Source organism: Micrococcus sp. 2A, from assembly GCF_039519235.1.
Lineage (GTDB): Bacteria > Actinomycetota > Actinomycetes > Actinomycetales > Micrococcaceae > Micrococcus.
Genome location: NZ_CP154351.1, coordinates 2,323,174 through 2,343,133 on the forward strand (window position 1 = coordinate 2,323,174; position 19,960 = coordinate 2,343,133).

A 19,960-nucleotide genomic window follows, 5' to 3' on the forward strand; every position below is an offset into this window, starting at 1 on the left:
AACGAAACCTAGACGATAGGCGGGGTTACCAATGTGGAAGCAACGTCCGCAACGCGGACTTCGTCAGACGGAGCGTTCTCCTCGTCGCCTGTGCACACACAACAGGCCCTGCACAGACTCCTGGGCAACACATCCCCTTACCTGGCTCGCCCTCCGCAGGACGCATGCCCCGAAATCTGGTAGAGACTGTGGTCATGACTGAAGTTGACGTCGCCAAGTTGAAGCGCCTCAGAAGCGCCGTATCCAGTGCCCTCTCGGCAGTCCCCGAGGAGTCCGCGCACGGATTGCCCCTCACCTACAACGCGCTTCGGGACGAGGTTGCGTCTTCCGTCCCTGAGGGTCTGAAGGCGGAGTTGGAGCGCCTGGCACCCCCGGTAAAAGCCTCTGGCGTTGGCGCTCATGCGATCATCGAGGCGGCCAGAGACGGGGCCAAAGCCTACGCTCATCTTGCCGCCCTCAAGGGCTGGCTAGATGCGGTAATTGAGGAGGGTTGAATCACCCATGGGATCCGTAGAACTCTCCCGCCCCGCTAGCGAGCTTCGCATTCAACTTGCCGCCGCCAAGGCTGACGGTGAGGCAATATTGAACGCCACGCCCAAAGAAAGTGGCGGGCTTGCGGTGTTTCGAAGCAGATATCTGTCTTGGGAGAGCAAGACATCTGCAGTTCTCGAGAATGGCTTCAAAGTCTCCGGCACTCTCACCCCTAGCCCTAAGGGAGAGTTCACGGCCACCGCTGCCGCACTCCTGGACCTCAAAATAGCATCTACTACCATTCCCTGGGATCGGCTACCTGAAGTAGTAACTGACATCAGAGAGAAGATTCGAGTTCTCGACTCTATTGAAGATCGGCTAGACGTGTATCAATACACCCCGATGACCCCGTCGCCGTCACAGCCGGCAGCAGATGCGCCCATCTTTTTGGTGCACGGCCATGACCTCGCTCGGCGTGAGACCGTTCGCCACTTCCTGTCAACCGTCACCGACCGCGACATCATAGTTCTGGCAAACCAGCCAAACCGGGGCCAAGACCTGCTCGGCAAACTCCTTTCTCACGCACAACAGGCAGCATTTGCCGTTGTGCTCCTGACACCCGATGACGAGGGGAAACCTCGAGAATCTGAGAATAATCGAGCCAGGGCTCGGCAAAATGTTGTGTTCGAACTTGGGCTATTCATTGGAATTCTCGGACGCGACCGGGTTGCCGCTCTCAACCATCCTTCAGTGGAGATCCCCACCGACTTCTCCGGCGTTGCCTATATTTCAATAGAGGGCGAGGGGTGGCAGATCGAGCTAGCCCGAGAGCTTAAGGCCGCTGGAATTGATGTTTCACTCGACAAAGCACTCTAAATTCGTCGAGACTATCCTAAACTCTCAGCGTCCATGAACAGCGATCGGAATTTTTTCGGACTTGTCCTCCTGCAACGAACCTTCTGCCCCCCACGCTGTGTACGAGTAGCACCGGACCACATCCAGCTGATACTCGACCGCCGAGAACGCGGAACCGACGGCAAGTAGGTTTTGAGTCGTGGCCCACACGACGACACCTCCATCCCCAAGGGGCGGCAAGCGGCTGACCATCGCGGACGTCCCTCATATGCGCGAGCGCTACGCGGCGAGCAACCCGCTGCCTCCGGAGGAAGTCGCCGCTGGCTCGAACAAGAAGTTCACCTGGTCGTGCAAGGCCGGCCCGGACCACACCTGGGAGGCGCAGGCCAACAGCATCCGCATGTCCAAGCGTGGCGGCTGCCCCTTCTGTGCGGGCAAGCGGCCCTCCGTAACCAACCGTCTCGATGTTCTGTTTCCCGATCTGGCCGCAGAGTGGGATCAGGAGCTCAACGAGGGACCGCCGGCCGTCGTGGCAGGTTCGGAGAAGAAGGTCTGGTGGCGGTGTCGGGCGGCCGATCACGCGTGGCAGGCCAACATCCGCAACCGGACGATTCTCCGGGCTGGGTGCCCCCGGTGCGCAGCAGAGAAGTCTTCCAAGACCCGGTCTGTCCCCCTGCCCGGCCGTGAACTGACAGCGGTCGCCCCAGACGTCGCGGCCTCGTGGCACCCCACACGCAACGGCACTCTGCAACCGGATGAGGTCGCTGCCTTCTCCAACGTCCCGAGGTGGTGGCAATGTCCTGCCGGCCACGAATGGGAGATCTCCCCTGGTCAAGCCCCTTGTGGTGGTGTAGCGGTTGGATCCTTCGTTGGGGTTGTCAGGCGCTGAGCTCGAGGGCAGTGTCGGTGTCGGTGCCCACCTCGCTTCCGGTGTCCTCGACGGGGGTGAGGCGGCAGCGGGCGAGGACCTCGAGGCCGAGGTAGCGGCGCCCTTCGGCCCATTCGTCGGTCTGCTCGGCCAGCACCGCCCCGACCAGCCTGACGATGGCCGCCCGGTTGGGGAAGATGCCCACCGCGTCGGTGCGGCGGCGGATCTCCCGGTTGAGCCGCTCGGCCGGGTTGTTCGACCAGATCTGCGTCCAGACGTCCTTCGGGAACGTCGTGAAGGCCAGGATGTCCGCCCGGGCATCACCGAGGTGCTCGGCCACCGCCGGGAGCTTCTCGCTTACGTAGTCCAGCAGCCGATCGAACTGCGCGTTCACCGCCGTGGCGTCGGGCTGGTCGTAGACCGAGTGGAGCATGGCCTTCACCGCCGGCCACATGGACTTCGGGGTGATGCCCATCAGGTTCGCCGCGTAGTGGGTCCGGCACCGCTGCCAGGTGGCGCCGGGCAGGTTGGCGGCGATGGCGTCCTTGAGCCCGGCATGGGCGTCACTGGTGACCAGGCGGACCCCGGCCAGGCCCCGGGCCACGAGGTCAGCGAAGAACTCGTTCCACGCCGCACCGGTCTCACTGGTCGCCACGCGCATCCCCAGGACCTCGCGGTGGCCGTCACCGTTGACCCCGGTAGCCAGCAGCACCACCGCGTTGACCACCCGCCCGCCCTCGCGGACCTTCATCGTCAGCGCGTCCGCGGCCACGAACGTGAACGGACCGGCCTCATCCAGGGGCCGGTGGCGGAAGGACTCCACGTGTTCATCCAGGTCCGCGGCCATCCTGGAGACCTGGGACTTGGAGAGGGCATTGATCCCCAGGGTCTTGACCAGCTTGTCCATCCGCCGGGTACTCACCCCGGCCAAGTAGCAGTCCGCCACCACGGTGATCAGCGCCGACTCCGCTCTCTTTCGGCGTTCCAGCAGCCACTCCGGGAAGTACGTCCCAGAGCGCAGCTTCGGGATGGCTACATCGACCGTGCCGACCCGGGTGTCCAGGTCCCGGTGCCGGTACCCGTTGCGCTGGGCGGACCGTGTCGGGGTGGGCTTGCCCCATTCGGCGCCGACCACCGCGTCTGCATCGGCGGAGAGCAGGGTGTTGATCATGGTCTGCAGCAAGTGGCGCATCATGTCCGGGGACGCTTCGGACAGGGCTTCGCTCAGCAGGCCGGCAGGGTCGAGAATATGAGGAGCGGTCATCGTGATGACTCCATTCGAGGGTGCTGTGAGAGGTTCACTCGAAGGATCACACGGTGGCCGCGTCCACGTCTGAGACGACGTGCCCGACCACCGGGCGCTACACCACTATGCGGGACTCAACTGCCAAACCGAGATCGACCACGGCCACCGCCCCGGGATCACGACCAGCGAGGCCGCCCGGGTGGCCGAGCTGGAGAAGGAGAACCGTGAACTGCGGCGGGCGAACGCGATCCTGCGCTCGGCGTCGGCTTTCTTCGCAGCGGATGCTCGAGACGCCCACAGCGCTGATCGTGGACTATATCGACGAACACAAGCACGAGTTCGGTGTCGAGCCGATCTGCACCACGCTCTCCGCAGCAGGCACGCAGATCGCACCGAGCACGTATTACGCGGCCAAGACGCGCCCTCCTTCAGCGCGCAGCCTGCGCGATGAGCAGGTGCTCGTTGAGATCCGGCGGGTGCATGAGGCCAACTACGGGGTCTACGGGGCCCGAAAGGTCCACGCGCAACTGCGGCGGGAGGGCCTGCAGGTGGCCAGGTGCACGGTGGAGCGGCTCATGCGAGCCGCAGGCCTGCGCGGGATCAGCCGCGCGAAGGGCCCGAGGACCACGGTCCCAGGCCCCGGCCCGGATGAGCGTCAGGACCTGGTGCAGCGCGACTTCACCGCGGCGGCTCCGAACCAGCTGTGGGTCGCTGACATCACCTACTGCCGCACTTTCAGCGGATGGGTGTACGCCGCGTTCATCATCGACGTGTTCTCCCGACGGGTGCTGGGCTGGCAGCTGTCGAAGTCGCTGCGCACGGACCTGGCCCTGGATGCCCTCGAGATGGCGTTCTGGACGCGTCAGCGTGCAGGCCACGACGTGGCCGGGCTACGGCATCACAGCGATAAAGGAGTCCAGGGTGGATTCAATCGGTCGTCGCAACACCCTCTCGGAATCACTGGAGGTATGGGCGATGGCAAGCAAGGACTGGGCGAGGAAGATCAGTGACGTGCCCGAGGGGACACGTCGGCAGTGGAGAGCGGATCGGGCCTTGCGGGCCCCGATGCGCTCTCCTGGCAGGCCGCAGCCCTCACGGGAGGTCCAACGCCAGTTCTGGCTGAGCCGCCCCCTTCAGGTCAAGCCCCTTGTGGTGGTGTAGCGGTTGGATCCTTCGTTGGGGTTGTCAGGCGCTGAGCTCGAGGGCAGTGTCGGTGTCGGTGCCCACCTCGCTTCCGGTGTCCTCGACGGGGGTGAGGCGGCAGCGGGCGAGGACCTCGAGGCCGAGGTAGCGGCGCCCTTCGGCCCATTCGTCGGTCTGCTCGGCCAGCACCGCCCCGACCAGCCTGACGATGGCCGCCCGGTTGGGGAAGATGCCCACCGCGTCGGTGCGGCGGCGGATCTCCCGGTTGAGCCGCTCGGCCGGGTTGTTCGACCAGATCTGCGTCCAGACGTCCTTCGGGAACGTCGTGAAGGCCAGGATGTCCGCCCGGGCATCACCGAGGTGCTCGGCCACCGCCGGGAGCTTCTCGCTTACGTAGTCCAGCAGCCGATCGAACTGCGCGTTCACCGCCGTGGCGTCGGGCTGGTCGTAGACCGAGTGGAGCATGGCCTTCACCGCCGGCCACATGGACTTCGGGGTGATGCCCATCAGGTTCGCCGCGTAGTGGGTCCGGCACCGCTGCCAGGTGGCGCCGGGCAGGTTGGCGGCGATGGCGTCCTTGAGCCCGGCATGGGCGTCACTGGTGACCAGGCGGACCCCGGCCAGGCCCCGGGCCACGAGGTCAGCGAAGAACTCGTTCCACGCCGCACCGGTCTCACTGGTCGCCACGCGCATCCCCAGGACCTCGCGGTGGCCGTCACCGTTGACCCCGGTAGCCAGCAGCACCACCGCGTTGACCACCCGCCCGCCCTCGCGGACCTTCATCGTCAGCGCGTCCGCGGCCACGAACGTGAACGGACCGGCCTCATCCAGGGGCCGGTGGCGGAAGGACTCCACGTGTTCATCCAGGTCCGCGGCCATCCTGGAGACCTGGGACTTGGAGAGGGCATTGATCCCCAGGGTCTTGACCAGCTTGTCCATCCGCCGGGTACTCACCCCGGCCAAGTAGCAGTCCGCCACCACGGTGATCAGCGCCGACTCCGCTCTCTTTCGGCGTTCCAGCAGCCACTCCGGGAAGTACGTCCCAGAGCGCAGCTTCGGGATGGCTACATCGACCGTGCCGACCCGGGTGTCCAGGTCCCGGTGCCGGTACCCGTTGCGCTGGGCGGACCGTGTCGGGGTGGGCTTGCCCCATTCGGCGCCGACCACCGCGTCTGCATCGGCGGAGAGCAGGGTGTTGATCATGGTCTGCAGCAAGTGGCGCATCATGTCCGGGGACGCTTCGGACAGGGCTTCGCTCAGCAGGCCGGCAGGGTCGAGAATATGAGGAGCGGTCATCGTGATGACTCCATTCGAGGGTGCTGTGAGAGGTTCACTCGAAGGATCACACGGTGGCCGCGTCCACGTCTGAGACGACGTGCCCGACCACCGGGCGCTACACCACTATGCGGGACTCAACTCCCCTTCATTCGGTCCGGACGTTCTGTGAGTCGTCGGTTTCCATTTGATGGGTGCACTGCCGAGCGTACTCGGCTGGGGTTAGGTAGCCGAGCGAGGAGTGCCGGCGGTGGTGGTTGTACTCGTCCTTCCAGTCGCCGATGATGACCTGTGCGTGCAGCAGTGAGTAGAAGCTGTTGATGTTGAGGCACTCGTCGCGGATCCGGCTGTTGAACGACTCGACGTACCCGTTGCGCCACGGCGAGCCCGGAGGGATGTAGGACAGGCCGGTGCGGGTGCCGGCCCAGTCGGCCATCGCCTCGCTGATGAACTCCGGCCCGTTGTCCGACCTGAGCACCGCCGGGGCGCCCCGGGCGGCGACGAGGTCCTCGAGGTGGGCGGTGAGTCGGTCGGCGGTAATCGAGCGCTCCACGAGGCCGCCGATGCACTCCCGGGTGTGTTCGTCGACGATCGAGCAGATCTTGATCGGTCGTCCGTGCTCGTCGGCGTCGAACTGGAAGTCCACCGCCCACACCACGTTCGGCGCGTCCGCCGTCGGCGCGTCGACGGTCGAGGACCCGACGCGCTTGCGTCGACGCCGCTGCGGGACCCGGAGCCCTTCGTCACGCCACAGGCGTTGGATCTTCTTGTGGTTCACCACCCACCCCTCGGCGCGGGCGTCGTGATACGCCCGCCGATACCCGTAGCGGGGATGGTCCTTCGCCCAGGCGCGCAGCCACTCCCTGAGCGCCCGATCCGGGTCCGCGACCGTGTCGCCCTTGAGCGGTCGCCGGTACGCGGAGCGGCTCAGCCCGACCAGACGGCACGCCATCCGTTCGCTCACCCGCAACTTGCGCTTGAGGTGATCGACGGCGGCGCGGCGCCTGTCCGGGCTTAGAAGTTTCCCTCAGCCAGCTCCTTGAGCGCGGCCTTCTCCAGCTCCGCTTCCGCGAGCAGACGCTTCAGGGTCGCGTTCTGCTTCTCCAGCTCCTTCAGGCGCTTTGCATCGTCGGCCTTGAGGCCGCCGTACTGGTTCCGCCACCGGTAGTACGTCTGCTCGGACACCCCGAGCTCCCGGCACACCGCCGCGACGTCCTGACCATCGGCGAGCATCCTGTCGGCCTGCCCGAGCTTACGGACGACCTGCTCGGGGGTGTGACGCTTCCTGCTGTTCGTCATGATCTGACCAGTCTCCCTGCCCGCGACCGCGGGCAACAGGACGACTCTCATAACGACTGGACCTACGAAACGGGGTCAGCCCAGGTCGACTGCAACCAGGCGCTTGAGGTCTTCGAGAGCCTGATCGAGGGTGAACCCGTTGTGATAGAGGTCCACGTCCAAGGTGGCCCGAGTCGAGGGGATGCGCGCGAGCATTCCTGTACCGCCCTTGAGGACCCACTCCGAATTTGCGCCGTCGGAGAAGACCCGGCACAGGAACCGATCGAAGCAGGCCTGCCGGATCATGTTGCTGACATTGCGTGAAGGGTCCCGTTTGCGGGCGTTGCGTGCGGCATCCTTGATGGCGGTATCGACTGCTGCGGAGGAGGGATAGGGCTGCTCAGATGTCATGGGCGCCTTTCACATTGGAGGAGCTGGTGGAGCTAGAGACGCAGGGCGGAGTCACGGTGGAGGGCGGACAAGCAGCACACAGCGCTGAAGGTGCTTCATCGGAAAGTAGTGCCCCATAGAGTGGTGTAGCGCACGGTGACTGGGCACGTCGTTCCGGATGTGGACGCGGCCACCGTGTGATCCTTCGAGTCAACCTTCCACAGAATCCTCGAACGGAGTCATCACGATGACCGCTCCTCATATTGTCGACCCTGCCGGCCTGCTCGGCGAAGCCCTGTCCGAAGCATCCCCGGATTTGATGCGTTCGTTGCTGCAGACCGTGATCAACTCCCTGCTCTCCGCTGACGCCGACGCGGTGGTCGGCGCCGAATGGGGTAAACCCACCCCGGGCCGAGCTACCCAGCGCAACGGGTACCGGCACCGGGACCTGGACACCCGGGTCGGGACCCTGGACGTGGCGATCCCCAAACTCAGGTCGGGCACGTACTTCCCGGAGTGGCTGCTCGAGCGCCGCAAAAGGGCCGAATCCGCGCTGATCACGGTGGTCGCCGACTGCTACCTGGCCGGGGTCTCGACCCGGCGGATGGACAAACTGGTCAAGACCCTCGGGATCAACGCGCTGTCGAAGTCCCAGGTCTCGCGGATGGCCACCGAGCTGGACGAGCAGGTCGAGTCCTTCCGTCATCGCCCGCTCGGGGAGGCTGGGCCGTTCACGTTCGTGGCCGCCGACGCGCTGAGCATGAAGGTCCGCGAGGGCGGCCGGGTGGTCAACGCCGTGGTGCTGCTGGCCACCGGGGTCAATGGTGACGGCCACCGCGAGGTCCTCGGCCTGCGGGTGGCCACCTCGGAGACGGGGTCGGCGTGGAACGAGTTCTTCGCCGACCTGGTGGCCCGGGGCCTGACCGGAGTCCGCCTGGTCACTTCCGACGCCCACACCGGGCTCAAGGACGCCATCGCCGCGAACCTGCCCGGAGCGACCTGGCAGCGGTGCCGGACCCACTACGCGGCGAACCTGATGGGCATCACCCCCAAGTCCATGTGGCCGGCCGTGAAGGCCATGCTGCACTCGGTGTATGACCAGCCCGACGCCGCCAGCGTGGACGCCCAGTTCGACCGGCTGCTGGACTACGTCAGCGAAAAGCTGCCCGCGGTGGCCGAACACCTCGATGGTGCCCGGGCGGACATCCTGGCGTTCACCACGTTCCCCAAGGACGTGTGGACCCAGATCTGGTCGAACAACCCGGCCGAACGGCTCAACCGCGAGATCCGGCGTCGCACCGACGCCGTGGGCATCTTCCCGAACCGGGCAGCGATCGTGCGCCTGGTCGGGGCGGTGCTGGCTGAGCAGACCGATGAGTGGGCCGAGGGCCGCCGCTACCTCGGCCTCGAGGTGTTGGCCCGCTGCCGCCTCACCACCGTGGACGACACCGGGAACGAGGTGAACGCCGAACCGGAAACCACCCTCGAACTCAGCGCCTAACAGCACCAATGGAGGATCAGAGCGTTACACCACTACTCGGGACTTGACCCATCGGAACGTCTTCGTATTGCCGGTGAGTGGTTACTGAGTGCGGCATTTAGGGGAGCTCGTGGCGGTGGGGTCGTCCTCACGGGGAGGTGCCACTCGGAGGCACTGGTGGGGATGAGGCCTCCTCCTCTTCTGTCGGCGAGGGACCCCGTGTCAGTGCGGTGGGTTGAGGTGATTCTCCTGAGTGGGTCAGTGGACTGCGCAGTCGTGCAACTGTCTGTTGCCAGGCGGGGTTGGTGAGCGGCTCCAGCGCGATACGCATGGCGGTCGTGTCTACGGCATTGAGCTGGGGCAGTGAGGTGCTGGTGCGCAGGACCTCTTCCAGGGCCAGCAGATGAGGAGCCATTTGTTGCTGAAGAGCGCCCATAGTCTGATGCAGTTGCGGGAGGGAGGAGGCCAGTTGCTCCTGAAGTTGGCGCACCGTGTGGGCCAGCTCTGGGTTCAGCGTAGGTCCGCACCCCGGATGGTGGGCCAGCAGGTTGCGCAGGTAGCGAGCAGCTACCAGCGGGCCCATCTCCGTGGAAGCCATCCTGGGGGCGTGTCAGATGGTCTGTGTAAGCCGTACCGAGAGGAACGGTAAGAATCATGACCATGACCGACGAGAAGAACCCAGGCGAGCCCTCGGGCCAGGACCTGGTCGAGCAGCTGAAAGCCTCAGGGCAGCTTGATTCCCTATTCGCGCAGATCGACGCGGGCGGCGTCGAGCTCACCGGTGACGGCGGGTTCGTGCCCGCGCTGGTCAAGGCCGCGCTCGAGCGGGGCCTGCAGGCCGAGCTGACCAGCCATCTGGGCTACGAGAAGGGCTCGAGCGAGGCGCCGAAGCACGCCAACTCCCGCAACGGGACCACCCCGAAGACCGTGGAGTCCGAGGTCGGGCCGATCGAGCTGGACGTCCCGCGAGACCGGGGCGGGTCGTTCACCCCGCGCCTGGTGCCCAAGGGCCAGCGGCGCCTCGGGGGCCTGGATGACATGATCATCAGCCTCTATGCCGGCGGAATGACGATCCGGGACATCCAGCACCACCTGGCCTCCACGATCGGCACGGACCTGTCGCACGAGACGATCTCCAACATCACCGACGCCGTGAGCGAAGAGGTCCTGGCGTGGCAGTCGCGGCCGCTGGAGGAGTTCTATCCGGTGATCTATCTCGACGCAATCCGGATCAAGATCCGAGAGAACAGCCAGGTCCTCAACCGTGCCGCCTACATCGCCGTCGGCGTGGACCTCGAGGGCATCAAGCACGTGCTGGGGATCTGGGTCCAGGACACCGAGGGCTCGGCGTTCTGGGCCCACGTCTGCGCCGATCTCGCCAACCGGGGCGTGCAGGACGTGCTGATCGTGTGCTGCGACGGGCTCAAGGGCCTGCCGGAGGCGATCGAGGCGACGTGGCCGGACTCGATGGTCCAGACCTGCGTGGTTCACCTGATCCGGGCCGCGATGCGGTTCGTGGCCTACCAGGACCGCAAGAAGGTCGCCGCCGCGCTGAAGCCGATCTACACTGCCCCCAACGAAGAGACCGCGAGGAAGGCGCTGGCCGAGTTCGAGGCCTCCGAGCTCGGCACGAAGTACCCGTCTGCAGCCGCGACCTGGGCGAACTCCTGGGAGCGGTTCATCCCGTTCCTGCAGTTCCCACCCATGCTCCGCAAGGTCATCTACACGACCAACAGCATCGAGTCGCTGAACTTCCAGCTACGGAAGGTGACCAAGAACCGCGGCCACTTCCCCTCGACCGAGGCGGCGGTGAAGCTGCTCTGGCTGGCGATCTGCAACATCGAAGACAAACGCGCCGCCGAACGCGCTCGGGACCGGGGCAAACCCGCCGGCCAGCGCAAAGCCCAGGGCCGGCTCGTCGAAGGCCAGGCCGTCACGAACTGGAAGCAGGCCCTCGCCCAGCTCGCCGCGGCCTACCCCGACCGGATCAACCCCTACCTGTGACCACCCCGCTTACACAGACAAGTTGACACGCCCCATCCTGGCGGCCACACTCTCAAAATCCAGACCAGCAATGCCCAGTAGATGGTCGAGGAGGGCTTTCCCATCTCCGCGGGCGTGGCCCTGGCGTGCCGCGACCGGTCCTAGTAGATCAGCCAGCCGCTGAAGGTTCACCCGACCAGCACGAGTCGCATCCGCCAGCGCGTCAGCCACCAGGGACAGGTCGATGCGATCGGCCACCATGTCCGCCAGGGTGCGCTCTGCGGTGGTGACCGGCAATCCTGCCACCAGGGTCACCTCGTCATCGTGGAGATGGCGAATGCGGAAGTGGATGCCGGCTCGCTGCGATTGTCGACGGATAGGGGTGGTGAACTGGTAGGGCTCCGGAAGCAGATCCCCCATCTTATGAAGCCACGCTGCGCTCACTCCGGAGACCACCACACCGGCCGATCCCTCGCTCAGCCGATCCTCAGCAGTACGAGTCGGATCAGTGGCCAGCCATCCGGCGCGTAGATCCTCGAACTCATCGGCCGGAGCCCCGGCTTCTCTATAGACCCCTTGCGTCAGTCGAATCAGATGCCCAGCTTCGGCGGCCCTTGCCAGTGCCAGTCGGGAGACACCAAGAGAGGCCGCCTGAGCCGTAGTGACCATCCCCCACTGGGATGCGGTCACCTGCCCCAGCATCCGCAGAACCTCAACCATCCTCATACTTGGATTGTATCCCAATGTTGCAACAAACCAAGTACCGTGGTGAACAGACTCAGGGAATTCTCTGCATGCGCCCTCCCCAGCACTGGATCGGGACTAGGGCATGTCTGACAATCGTTTTGACCACGCGAGCACAGCGTTCAACACCACGGCGGCGCGGTAGACGATCGCGTACTTGTCGTACCGGGTCGCCAGGCCCCGCCATTGCTTCAGGTGCGCGTACTGGCGCTCGATGACGTTGCGGCCCTTGTAGGCGTCCGCGTCGAGGCCGACGGGGCGCCCGCCGCGGGCACCGCGCCGTCTGCGGTGGCCCTGCTGGTCGGCCGGTTCGGGGATGACCGCTTTGATCCCACGGGCACGTAGGTGGGTGCGGATCGCCCGGGAGGAGTACGCCTTGTCGCCCAGCACGGCCTCGGGGCGAGTCCGGGGCCGCCCTACTGGCCGGGTCACGCGCAGCTGCTCCAGAAGAGGAAGCAGCATCGGGGAGTCCCCTGCTTGGCCTGGGGTGATCAGGCTGACCAGCGGCAGCCCGGTCCCGTCGAGGCGCTGATGGATCTTCGTGCTCAGCCCGCCACGGGAGCGCCCGATGCCGTGATCGGCCGGCTCCTCACGCGGATTCTTGTAGTTCGATCCATCCCCCTGTGTGGCGGGTGATGTTCGTCGCGTGCTGATGTGCGCGGGCGATCGTGGAGTCCACCGAGACCGACCAATCGATCAGGCCTTCGGCGTCCGCGGCAGCGGTCAGCGTCTCCAGCACCGTGTCCCAGGTGCCTTCTTCAGCCAAGCGCCGATGCCACGTCCATACGGTCTGCCAGGGCCCGTAGACCTCGGGCAGATCCCTCCAAGCGATTCCGCACCTGTATCGGTAGATGATCGCCTCCACCATGGTGCGGGCGTCGGCGAACGGCCTGCCGGCGCGGCCGGTCCGGGTCGGGAGCATCGGGGCGATCAACTCCCATTGGGCGTCGGAGAGCATCTGGAACCGGGACATGTCCCCAGGGTCTCAGCTGACTCGTGCATCTATTCTCAGACACGCCCTAGATACCACCGTCGACTTCTTCCCGGCTGCCGAAGAGACGTTTGCAGTCGTAGCCGCGGCGAGGACGCTCGTGCACTTGCCCGACAACGCTAACGGGAACCATCCAGCGCGCTTTGCTTCAGACTCTGGAACTCCGCCTCGGAGATAGTTCCGCTGTCGAGTAGCTGCTTGGCTTGCGCGATCTCAGACGCAGGTCCCCCAGCAACAGTCCGGATGTAGTCGTCCGCCGTTGCTTTGGCCTCTCGTGCCTGTCGCTCGGCTCGATCGCCCATCCCACGACCGCGGAAGATCAGGTAAACGAGCGCCGTGAGGAACGGAAGAAAGATGAGGAAAAGCAGCCAGATCGCCTTGTAGACGCCGCTGAGTTCGCGGTCCCGGAAGAGATCACTGATGATTGAGAACAGTGCGATGAGGTAGGCGACGAACACAAAGATGGTGAAGAACCACCAGATCGCATCCCAGATCGTGCTCCAGAAGTCCATGTTCCTGACCTCACCTTCCGGCCCGGTTGGGGGCCAAGCCTAGAGTTTCGTGTGAACCCAGGGTAGCAAGCGGCAAGCGGCCCCTGCCTACCTCAGCCAGAGCTGGGCGCGCCGCAAAAGTGCTAACGAAAGTGCTAAGCAACCTGCAGGTCGAGGTATCGCGGTGGAGTCATCCACAGGGCACATGCCGTAGATCGTTGATTTCATGCGGCAGAACGCCCTTCCAAGATTCGCGGCGCGAGGGGGTCGAGGTCAGTTCAAGTCCCCCCTCGCGCACCGCGGGCCGTTTGCAAGACGGCCAGGGAACGGTTTGTACGTTCCACAGGGGAAGCCCCCGGGAGACTCGGACGAGTCTCCCGGGGGCTTCTTCACGCACAGGATTGGCCTCCCGGGCGACGCCGCGGGCGTCCCGAGGGCCTGGCGGACTCGTCTGGGCATGGAAAGACCCCCGCGGGCCTGCGCCTGGGAAGGCTCCCGCGGGGGTCTGGATGTGTCCACGTGGTCCCGTGGGAGCGGCTCTAGGTTAGGCGGCCTCCCGCCTCTCAGGTGGCAAGCCCCCTGGTGATGTGTACGCGGGCCCGTACTCGTCGGCGCGGGTGAACCCGGCCGTGCGCTCATGGCGGCGGGCGCGCTTGACCGGGGCCGTGGCGAAAGACCAAAGCGTGTCGCCCCAGTCGTTAGAACGACGCCCGGCCTACTCTCGGAAGGTCGCCACCATCGACACCTACTGGCACACACGCGAAGGCATCCACCCTTATGTCCAGCCTCTCTGACCTCCTCGGCCAGGTCCGCGCCACGAACCCAGACCTCGCGGCCAACCTCGAACGCGAGATCAAGAACCGCACCCGGCGTCAGCGCCAGTTCGGACTCGTGTTCGAGGGGCACCGCCCCGAGGCCGTGGAACTGCCCTCTCGGCCCGTCCGCAAGGGGGACAAGGTCCGCATACTCCCGCCCCGCGGGGAGACCAAGAAAGGTGACCAGACCCTCTGGCACGTCGACCACATCGACCGCACTACCGGCACCGCCCGCCTGACCGCCGTCGACGGCGAGCAGGAGGCCCAGGCGGCCATTTCCGATCTCGTCGTCGTCGCTGAGTTCCGCGATCACATGTACCCCGGCCTCGTCGAGACCGGCCGAGTCGAGAACGGCGGTGGCAAGCCCTTCCATACGGTCATCAACGCCGAGAACTTCCACGCTCTCGAGATGCTCACTTACACCCACCATCACAAGGTGGACTGGGCTGACCCCGTTTCGTAGGTCCAGTCGTTATGAGAGTCGTCCTGTTGCCCGCGGTCGCGGGCAGGGAGACTGGTCAGATCATGACGAACAGCAGGAAGCGTCACACCCCCGAGCAGGTCGTCCGTAAGCTCGGGCAGGCCGACAGGATGCTCGCCGATGGTCAGGACGTCGCGGCGGTGTGCCGGGAGCTCGGGGTGTCCGAGCAGACGTACTACCGGTGGCGGAACCAGTACGGCGGCCTCAAGGCCGACGATGCAAAGCGCCTGAAGGAGCTGGAGAAGCAGAACGCGACCCTGAAGCGTCTGCTCGCGGAAGCGGAGCTGGAGAAGGCCGCGCTCAAGGAGCTGGCTGAGGGAAACTTCTAAGCCCGGACAGGCGCCGCGCCGCCGTCGATCACCTCAAGCGCAAGTTGCGGGTGAGCGAACGGATGGCGTGCCGTCTGGTCGGGCTGAGCCGCTCCGCGTACCGGCGACCGCTCAAGGGCGACACGGTCGCGGACCCGGATCGGGCGCTCAGGGAGTGGCTGCGCGCCTGGGCGAAGGACCATCCCCGCTACGGGTATCGGCGGGCGTATCACGACGCCCGCGCCGAGGGGTGGGTGGTGAACCACAAGAAGATCCAACGCCTGTGGCGTGACGAAGGGCTCCGGGTCCCGCAGCGGCGTCGACGCAAGCGCGTCGGGTCCTCGACCGTCGACGCGCCGACGGCGGACGCGCCGAACGTGGTGTGGGCGGTGGACTTCCAGTTCGACGCCGACGAGCACGGACGACCGATCAAGATCTGCTCGATCGTCGACGAACACACCCGGGAGTGCATCGGCGGCCTCGTGGAGCGCTCGATTACCGCCGACCGACTCACCGCCCACCTCGAGGACCTCGTCGCCGCCCGGGGCGCCCCGGCGGTGCTCAGGTCGGACAACGGGCCGGAGTTCATCAGCGAGGCGATGGCCGACTGGGCCGGCACCCGCACCGGCCTGTCCTACATCCCTCCGGGCTCGCCGTGGCGCAACGGGTACGTCGAGTCGTTCAACAGCCGGATCCGCGACGAGTGCCTCAACATCAACAGCTTCTACTCACTGCTGCACGCACAGGTCATCATCGGCGACTGGAAGGACGAGTACAACCACCACCGCCGGCACTCCTCGCTCGGCTACCTAACCCCAGCCGAGTACGCTCGGCAGTGCACCCATCAAATGGAAACCGACGACTCACAGAACGTCCGGACCGAATGAAGGGGGCGGCTCAGACCTGGGGGATCACTTCCGCTTCGTCTACGACAGCCATGTCAGCGCCGTGGAAGGACAGGCCCAGCCCTACACAGACGGCTACCGGGTCACGTTCATCCCCTACCTGGGCGCTAGAGAACTCCCCTCATTCCACGTGGACCTGGCCATCGGCGCCGGAGTCACCGCGCCCATCGAGACCACCGCCCCGGCCAACCGTCTCCACCTACCCCGCTTGGTAACCACCGACTACCGGCTCTACCCGATCGTGGACCAGATCGCCGACAAGGTCTGCGCCACCATGGCCACCTACAACGGCGCTCCCTCCTCTCGAGAGAAAGACCTCGTGGATCTCGTCGTCATCGCCACCACCTACTCCCTTGACGCCGCATCCCTTGCTGCAGCCATCGACATCGAACGTCGACGCCGCCGCCTCGAGCTTTTTACCCACTTCACCATTCCCACCGCTTGGGGACCCAGCTATACCAAAATGGCCCGCACTATCCCCGCTTGCGCCAATCACCAGGCCATCGATACAGCTGCTGCCCTGGCCCAGCGCCTCCTGGACCCGGTACTAAATGGAGATCTCGCCAAAGGAACCTGGGACTCCATCCAGCTGGCCTGGAACTGACAAATCCTCTGGCGCCGCGCACAACGTGCACCAAACACTCGGAGGGCTGGGGGCGGCCTCTACGGTGTCAACAAGGAGTCGGGACTGCTGCACGAATGGGTGACAGGTTGGGCCAGCCGCCAAGAACTCCGGATCGCCATCGTGACCTGGACCGAACGGACCTACCACCGCCGCCGCAGACAAGCAGCCCTCGGCCGATTGACCCCCGTCGAGTACGAGACCATCATGACCACACCTGCCACTCAGGCAGCCTGACCCAACCTGTCACCCATTCGTGCAGCAGTCCCATCCCCCTGTGTGGCGGGTGATGTTCGTCGCGTGCTGGTGGGCGCGGGCGATCGTGGAGTCCACCGAGACCGACCAATCGATCAGGCCTTCGGCGTCAGCGGCGGCGGTCAGCGTGGCCAGCACCGTGTCCCAGGTGCCTTTTTCGGCCAAGCGCCGATGCCAGGTCCACACGGTCTGCCAGGGCCCGTAGACCTCGGGCAGATCCCTCCAAGCGATTCCGCACCGGTACCGGTAGATGATCGCCTCCACCATGGCGCGGGCGTCGGCGAACGGCCTGCCGGCGCGGCCGGTCCGGGTCGGGAGCATCGGGGCGATCAACTCCCATTGGGCGTCGGAGAGCATCTGGAACCGGGACATGTCCCCAGGGTCTCAGCTGACTCGTGCATCTATTCTCAGACACGCCCTAGGGCATGTCTGACAATCGTTTGGACCACGCGAGCACAGCGTTCAACACCACGGCGGCGCGGTAGACGATCGCGTACTTGTCGTACCGGGTCGCCAGGCCCCGCCATTGCTTCAGGTGCGCGTACTGGCGCTCGATGACGTTGCGGCCCTTGTAGGCGTCCGCGTCGAGGCCGACGGGGCGCCCGCCGCGGGCACCGCGCCGTCTGCGGTGGCCCTGCTGGTCGGCCGGTTCGGGGATGACCGCTTTGATCCCACGGGCACGTAGGTGGGTGCGGATCGCCCGGGAGGAGTACGCCTTGTCGCCCAGCACGGCCTCGGGGCGAGTCCGGGGCCGCCCTACTGGCCGGGTCACGCGCAGCTGCTCCAGAAGAGGAAGCAGCATCGGGGAGTCCCCTGCTTGGCCTGGGGTGATCAGGCTGACCAGCGGCAGCCCGGTCCCGTCGAGGCGCTGATGGATCTTCGTGCTCAGCCCGCCACGGGAGCGCCCGATGCCGTGATCGGCCGGCTCCTCATGCGGATTCTTGTAGTTCGATCCATCCCCCTGTGTGGCGGGTGATGGTCGTCGCGTGCTGATGTGCGCGGGCGATCGTGGAGTCCACCGAGACCGACCAATCGATCAGGCCTTCGGCGTCCGCGGCAGCGGTCAGCGTCTCCAGCACCGTGTCCCAGGTGCCTTCTTCGGCCATGCGCCGATGCCACGTCCATACGGTCTGCCAGGGCCTGTAGACCTCGGGCAGGTCCCTCCAGGGGATCGAAGCACCTGTATCGGTAGATGATCGCCTCCACCATGGTGCGGGCGTCGGCGAACGGCCTGCCGGCGCGGCCGGTCCGGGTCGGGAGCATCGGGGCGATCAGTTCCCACTGGGCATCGGACAGCGTCTGGAAGCGGGACATGCCTTCCAGGGTGCCAGCTGGCCCTGGATTCATTCTCAGACACGCCCTAGGGCATGTCTGCTCAATGGGAACGCACCCATTGCGGCAGTTCAGTGCGTCATGCCTCGTGGCCGTGGCTGCTGTAGACCACGATCGGCGCTCCCCTGGGATCACGCGTGCTCTTCCACACGGTCATGCCGATTCGTTCGGCCACGCGACGGGAAGCCGTGTTGTCGGGGTTGATGATCGCGGTGACCATCGTTGCGTCCAGGGTCTCGAACCCGTATCGCAGGCAGGCAGAGGCCCCCTCGGTTGCCAGTCCCTGTCCCTGGTGTTCGGGCAGGACGTGGTAGCCGACCTCGAGGACCTCTTGGCCGTCGACGTTCTGCCAGGTCAGGCCGCAGTCACCGATGAAGTCGCCGGTGGCCCGGTGTTCGATGACCCACAGGCCGAACCCATGCTTGGCGTAGTTGTCCTTCGACCAGGTGATCCACCGCTGCACCTCATCGCGCGACTTGGCCCGCGGGTAGTAGCGCATGACCTGCGCGTCTCCGAGGAGCCTGCACATGTCGTCGAGGTCAGCGTCGGTCATGCACCGGAACGTGAGTCGGGCTGTGGGTTGCGGGATCACCCGACGACCTTACCGACGGCACTGAACCGGCTTCTTGTCTTCGACATGTGCGTGAAACCGCCCCCGCGGTCTGCCGCGCTCACCCCACGAAGACGCAGAAGGGGTGGCCGGCCGGGTCCGCGAACACGTACAGGGGCTCGTCCTCGTCGTCGGAGCGGTCCAGGACGAGGCGCCCGCCCAGGCGCAGCGCGTGGTCGTGGGCCGCGTCGAGGGAATCGCGGTCCGGCACGGTGAAATCCAGGTGCAGCTGCATCGGCACCTCGGGTGACGGCCACGTGCTGGGCTGCAGTTCATCGGTGCGCTGGAATGTCAGGACGCGGCGGCCGTCGTCGTCCAGCAGCACGAGCCAGGCCGCGCTGTCCGGCTCGCGGCCGTCCGCGAGCTCGTCGCCCGCGCGGTAGTGGAGGCCGAGGAGTTCGCGGTAGAACTCCGCGACGGAACGGATGTCGACGGCGTCGATCACCGGCTGCTGGAGCACAGGGCGGGTGACCATGGCCACACATTAAGTGACCTCGGTGTCCGCGTCAGCGTCTCGGCCTCAGTCGACGTCGTCGCGCCCCGCATCCACCCACCGCGCGGCCGGCCCGACGGCGACCAGCCACCGCGCCCGTCCTTCCGGCGGCGGGGGCGTCCCAGTGTCAGGGCCGCGGGGGGCAGGCGTCTGACGACGCGGGTCCGTGCTCACCGCCACACGTGGAGCAGGTAGCCGTAGCTCAGTGACGTCGCTGCGGGGTGCTCGGCGAGCCACGCTTCGGCGACCCCTCGCTCGAACTCCAGCCGCAGGACGGCCTCGAGGTCGGCGCGGGAGTCGAAGGTCCACGAGCTCATGACTTCGCGGGTCTCGGCCCCGACGCCGGCCCACCACTCGCGCGCGTACGTGTCCTCGCCCTGCGCCGCGGCGTTCGTGCTCGCCCGCAGCAGCTCGGCGAACTGGCCGCGCTCGGTGTCGTTGTCGATCACCACGAGTGCGCCGCCGGGCCGCAGCACCCGGGTGACCTCGTCCAGGCCGGGTCGGACGTCCCAGCGCGGGTGCGGGAAGAAGTACGCGAACCGGGCATGCACGACGTCGACGCTCGCCTCCGGCAGCGGGATCCGCTCGGTCGAGCCGTACAGCACGCGAGCCCCGCCGGGGCGGGCGCGGGCGGCCCCCAGCAGGCGCGCGTCCGGCTCGACGGCGATCGTCTCGGCCGCGTCGGCGTAGCGGGGCAGCCAGAAGCCGGTGCCCGCACCGAGGTCGAGCAGCGTCCGCCCGGCCCAAGGCGCCGCCTCCTGCAGCGCCGCCCAGAGGGCGCCCTCACGGTCCATGGCCGCGTTCTCGATCTCGTACAGCGCCGGGTCCACGCCCTGGTTGCCTGAGGGACGGAAGTCGGGCAGCTCCATGGCCGGTCCGTCCGGTGTGCTCTGCGTCATGCCCGGGAGTCTGACACACCCCCCC

Annotated in this window: 19 protein-coding genes and 3 pseudogenes; 10 read left to right on the forward strand and 12 right to left on the reverse strand. The window is 66.2% G+C overall.

All coding sequences use genetic code 11. From position 1 onward, the window contains the following. Positions 1–194 precede the first annotated feature (194 nt). The 3 genes from AAG742_RS10725 to AAG742_RS10735 all read left to right on the forward strand — a co-directional run bounded on the left by AAG742_RS10725 (position 195) and on the right by AAG742_RS10735 (position 2,215). Positions 195–494: a hypothetical protein gene (locus AAG742_RS10725; protein ID WP_158491803.1), complete on the forward strand. Its 300-nt coding sequence runs from the start codon at positions 195–197 to the stop codon at positions 492–494. Between the two features lie 7 nt (positions 495–501). Continuing rightward, on the forward strand, positions 502–1,347 hold the full coding sequence (locus AAG742_RS10730) for a nucleotide-binding protein (protein WP_237069568.1): 846 nt from the start codon (positions 502–504) through the stop codon (positions 1,345–1,347). Positions 1,348–1,525: 178 nt separating this feature from the next. Further along, on the forward strand, positions 1,526–2,215 hold the full coding sequence (locus AAG742_RS10735) for a zinc-ribbon domain-containing protein (RefSeq protein WP_343282144.1): 690 nt from the start codon (positions 1,526–1,528) through the stop codon (positions 2,213–2,215). On the opposite strand, the gene AAG742_RS10740 is transcribed toward AAG742_RS10735, so the two are convergent. Next, on the reverse strand, positions 2,205–3,458 hold the full coding sequence (locus AAG742_RS10740) for an IS256 family transposase (RefSeq protein ID WP_044658653.1): 1,254 nt from the start codon (positions 3,456–3,458) through the stop codon (positions 2,205–2,207). The two genes, AAG742_RS10735 and AAG742_RS10740, sit on opposite strands and share 11 nt — an antisense overlap. 263 nt (positions 3,459–3,721) lie before the next feature. Here AAG742_RS10740 and AAG742_RS10745 point away from each other — a divergent pair, with 263 nt between their 5' ends. Then, complete coding sequence (locus AAG742_RS10745) at positions 3,722–4,450, forward strand: IS3 family transposase (protein WP_343282145.1); 729 nt, start codon at positions 3,722–3,724, stop codon at positions 4,448–4,450. 175 nt (positions 4,451–4,625) lie between these two features. Here AAG742_RS10745 and AAG742_RS10750 read toward each other — a convergent pair whose 3' ends face one another. The 3 genes from AAG742_RS10750 to AAG742_RS10760 form a co-directional block, all read right to left on the reverse strand. Continuing rightward, positions 4,626–5,879 carry an IS256 family transposase gene (locus AAG742_RS10750; protein WP_044658653.1) on the reverse strand — a complete coding sequence of 418 codons (1,254 nt, stop codon included), beginning with the start codon at positions 5,877–5,879 and terminating at the stop codon, positions 4,626–4,628. A 127-nt stretch (positions 5,880–6,006) separates the two neighbouring features. After that, positions 6,007–7,157, reverse strand: a protein-coding gene (locus tag AAG742_RS10755; RefSeq protein WP_098471310.1) for an IS3 family transposase whose coding sequence is annotated in 2 segments (ribosomal slippage) — positions 6,007–6,887 and positions 6,887–7,157 — 1,152 coding nt in all. Because the reading frame shifts where the segments join, the coding sequence is not laid out codon by codon here. A gap of 75 nt (positions 7,158–7,232) precedes the next feature. Then, positions 7,233–7,547 (reverse strand): nucleotidyl transferase AbiEii/AbiGii toxin family protein, encoded by a 315-nt coding sequence (locus AAG742_RS10760; protein WP_298714763.1) that lies wholly within the window; start codon positions 7,545–7,547, stop codon positions 7,233–7,235. A gap of 226 nt (positions 7,548–7,773) precedes the next feature. Between AAG742_RS10760 and AAG742_RS10765 the strand changes: the two genes are divergently transcribed. Continuing rightward, the gene (locus tag AAG742_RS10765) at positions 7,774–9,027 is read left to right on the forward strand and encodes an IS256-like element ISMlu1 family transposase (protein ID WP_010078638.1); all 1,254 of its coding nucleotides are present in this window, start codon (positions 7,774–7,776) and stop codon (positions 9,025–9,027) included. A 639-nt stretch (positions 9,028–9,666) separates the two neighbouring features. Beyond that, entirely contained in the window at positions 9,667–11,010 is a 1,344-nt protein-coding gene (locus tag AAG742_RS10770; RefSeq protein ID WP_010078807.1) for an IS256-like element ISMlu11 family transposase, read from the forward strand. Positions 11,011–11,019: 9 nt separating this feature from the next. Here AAG742_RS10770 and AAG742_RS10775 read toward each other — a convergent pair whose 3' ends face one another. The 3 genes from AAG742_RS10775 to AAG742_RS10785 all read right to left on the reverse strand — a co-directional run bounded on the left by AAG742_RS10775 (position 11,020) and on the right by AAG742_RS10785 (position 13,236). After that, positions 11,020–11,715 (reverse strand): type IV toxin-antitoxin system AbiEi family antitoxin domain-containing protein, encoded by a 696-nt coding sequence (locus AAG742_RS10775; protein WP_343282146.1) that lies wholly within the window; start codon positions 11,713–11,715, stop codon positions 11,020–11,022. Positions 11,716–11,811: 96 nt separating this feature from the next. Continuing rightward, positions 11,812–12,706, reverse strand: a protein-coding gene (locus tag AAG742_RS10780) for an IS5 family transposase (protein WP_343282147.1) whose coding sequence is annotated in 2 segments (ribosomal slippage) — positions 11,812–12,348 and positions 12,350–12,706 — 894 coding nt in all. Because the reading frame shifts where the segments join, the coding sequence is not laid out codon by codon here. 137 nt (positions 12,707–12,843) lie between these two features. Then, on the reverse strand, positions 12,844–13,236 hold the full coding sequence (locus tag AAG742_RS10785) for an SHOCT domain-containing protein (RefSeq protein WP_158184098.1): 393 nt from the start codon (positions 13,234–13,236) through the stop codon (positions 12,844–12,846). Positions 13,237–13,992: 756 nt separating this feature from the next. On the opposite strand from AAG742_RS10785, the gene AAG742_RS10790 reads away from it, so the two are divergent. The 4 genes and pseudogenes from AAG742_RS10790 to AAG742_RS10805 all read left to right on the forward strand — a co-directional run. After that, positions 13,993–14,493: a restriction endonuclease subunit M gene (locus tag AAG742_RS10790; RefSeq protein ID WP_298714778.1), complete on the forward strand. Its 501-nt coding sequence runs from the start codon at positions 13,993–13,995 to the stop codon at positions 14,491–14,493. 62 nt (positions 14,494–14,555) lie between these two features. Continuing rightward, a protein-coding gene (locus AAG742_RS10795; protein WP_098471310.1) for an IS3 family transposase occupies positions 14,556–15,706 on the forward strand; the annotation gives its coding sequence in 2 pieces (ribosomal slippage) (positions 14,556–14,826 and positions 14,826–15,706; 1,152 coding nt in all). Between the two features lie 61 nt (positions 15,707–15,767). Then, a complete protein-coding gene (locus AAG742_RS10800) occupies positions 15,768–16,328 on the forward strand; it encodes a nucleotidyl transferase AbiEii/AbiGii toxin family protein (protein WP_343282148.1) in 561 nt (186 codons plus the stop codon). A 108-nt stretch (positions 16,329–16,436) separates the two neighbouring features. Then, positions 16,437–16,583 (forward strand): annotated as a pseudogene (locus tag AAG742_RS10805) (IS3 family transposase); the annotation flags it as partial. A 36-nt stretch (positions 16,584–16,619) separates the two neighbouring features. Here AAG742_RS10805 and AAG742_RS10810 read toward each other — a convergent pair. The 5 genes and pseudogenes from AAG742_RS10810 to AAG742_RS10830 form a co-directional block, all read right to left on the reverse strand. Continuing rightward, positions 16,620–16,973 (reverse strand): annotated as a pseudogene (locus AAG742_RS10810) (IS5 family transposase); the annotation flags it as partial. Positions 16,974–17,019: 46 nt separating this feature from the next. Then, positions 17,020–17,915 (reverse strand): annotated as a pseudogene (locus AAG742_RS10815) (IS5 family transposase). A gap of 97 nt (positions 17,916–18,012) precedes the next feature. Then, a complete protein-coding gene (locus AAG742_RS10820; protein WP_298714560.1) occupies positions 18,013–18,525 on the reverse strand; it encodes a GNAT family N-acetyltransferase in 513 nt (170 codons plus the stop codon). Between the two features lie 79 nt (positions 18,526–18,604). Continuing rightward, positions 18,605–19,018 carry a VOC family protein gene (locus AAG742_RS10825; protein WP_298714558.1) on the reverse strand — a complete coding sequence of 138 codons (414 nt, stop codon included), beginning with the start codon at positions 19,016–19,018 and terminating at the stop codon, positions 18,605–18,607. A gap of 188 nt (positions 19,019–19,206) precedes the next feature. Then, entirely contained in the window at positions 19,207–19,935 is a 729-nt protein-coding gene (locus AAG742_RS10830; protein WP_298714555.1) for a class I SAM-dependent methyltransferase, read from the reverse strand. Positions 19,936–19,960: the final 25 nt, after the last annotated feature.

What these genes read in the sequence shown, in the direction of transcription:
- AAG742_RS10725 (WP_158491803.1), top strand. Translation starts at nt 195, where the DNA reads ATGACTGAAGTTGACGTCGCCAAGTTGAAGCGCCTCAGAAGCGCCGTA.
- AAG742_RS10730 (WP_237069568.1), top strand. Translation starts at nt 502, where the DNA reads ATGGGATCCGTAGAACTCTCCCGCCCCGCTAGCGAGCTTCGCATTCAA.
- AAG742_RS10740 (WP_044658653.1), bottom strand. Translation starts at nt 3,458, where the DNA reads ATGACCGCTCCTCATATTCTCGACCCTGCCGGCCTGCTGAGCGAAGCC.
- AAG742_RS10745 (WP_343282145.1), top strand. Translation starts at nt 3,722, where the DNA reads ATGCTCGAGACGCCCACAGCGCTGATCGTGGACTATATCGACGAACAC.
- AAG742_RS10750 (WP_044658653.1), bottom strand. Translation starts at nt 5,879, where the DNA reads ATGACCGCTCCTCATATTCTCGACCCTGCCGGCCTGCTGAGCGAAGCC.
- AAG742_RS10760 (WP_298714763.1), bottom strand. Translation starts at nt 7,547, where the DNA reads ATGACATCTGAGCAGCCCTATCCCTCCTCCGCAGCAGTCGATACCGCC.
- AAG742_RS10765 (WP_010078638.1), top strand. Translation starts at nt 7,774, where the DNA reads ATGACCGCTCCTCATATTGTCGACCCTGCCGGCCTGCTCGGCGAAGCC.
- AAG742_RS10770 (WP_010078807.1), top strand. Translation starts at nt 9,667, where the DNA reads ATGACCGACGAGAAGAACCCAGGCGAGCCCTCGGGCCAGGACCTGGTC.
- AAG742_RS10775 (WP_343282146.1), bottom strand. Translation starts at nt 11,715, where the DNA reads ATGAGGATGGTTGAGGTTCTGCGGATGCTGGGGCAGGTGACCGCATCC.
- AAG742_RS10785 (WP_158184098.1), bottom strand. Translation starts at nt 13,236, where the DNA reads ATGGACTTCTGGAGCACGATCTGGGATGCGATCTGGTGGTTCTTCACC.
- AAG742_RS10790 (WP_298714778.1), top strand. Translation starts at nt 13,993, where the DNA reads ATGTCCAGCCTCTCTGACCTCCTCGGCCAGGTCCGCGCCACGAACCCA.
- AAG742_RS10825 (WP_298714558.1), bottom strand. Translation starts at nt 19,018, where the DNA reads ATGGTCACCCGCCCTGTGCTCCAGCAGCCGGTGATCGACGCCGTCGAC.
- AAG742_RS10830 (WP_298714555.1), bottom strand. Translation starts at nt 19,935, where the DNA reads ATGACGCAGAGCACACCGGACGGACCGGCCATGGAGCTGCCCGACTTC.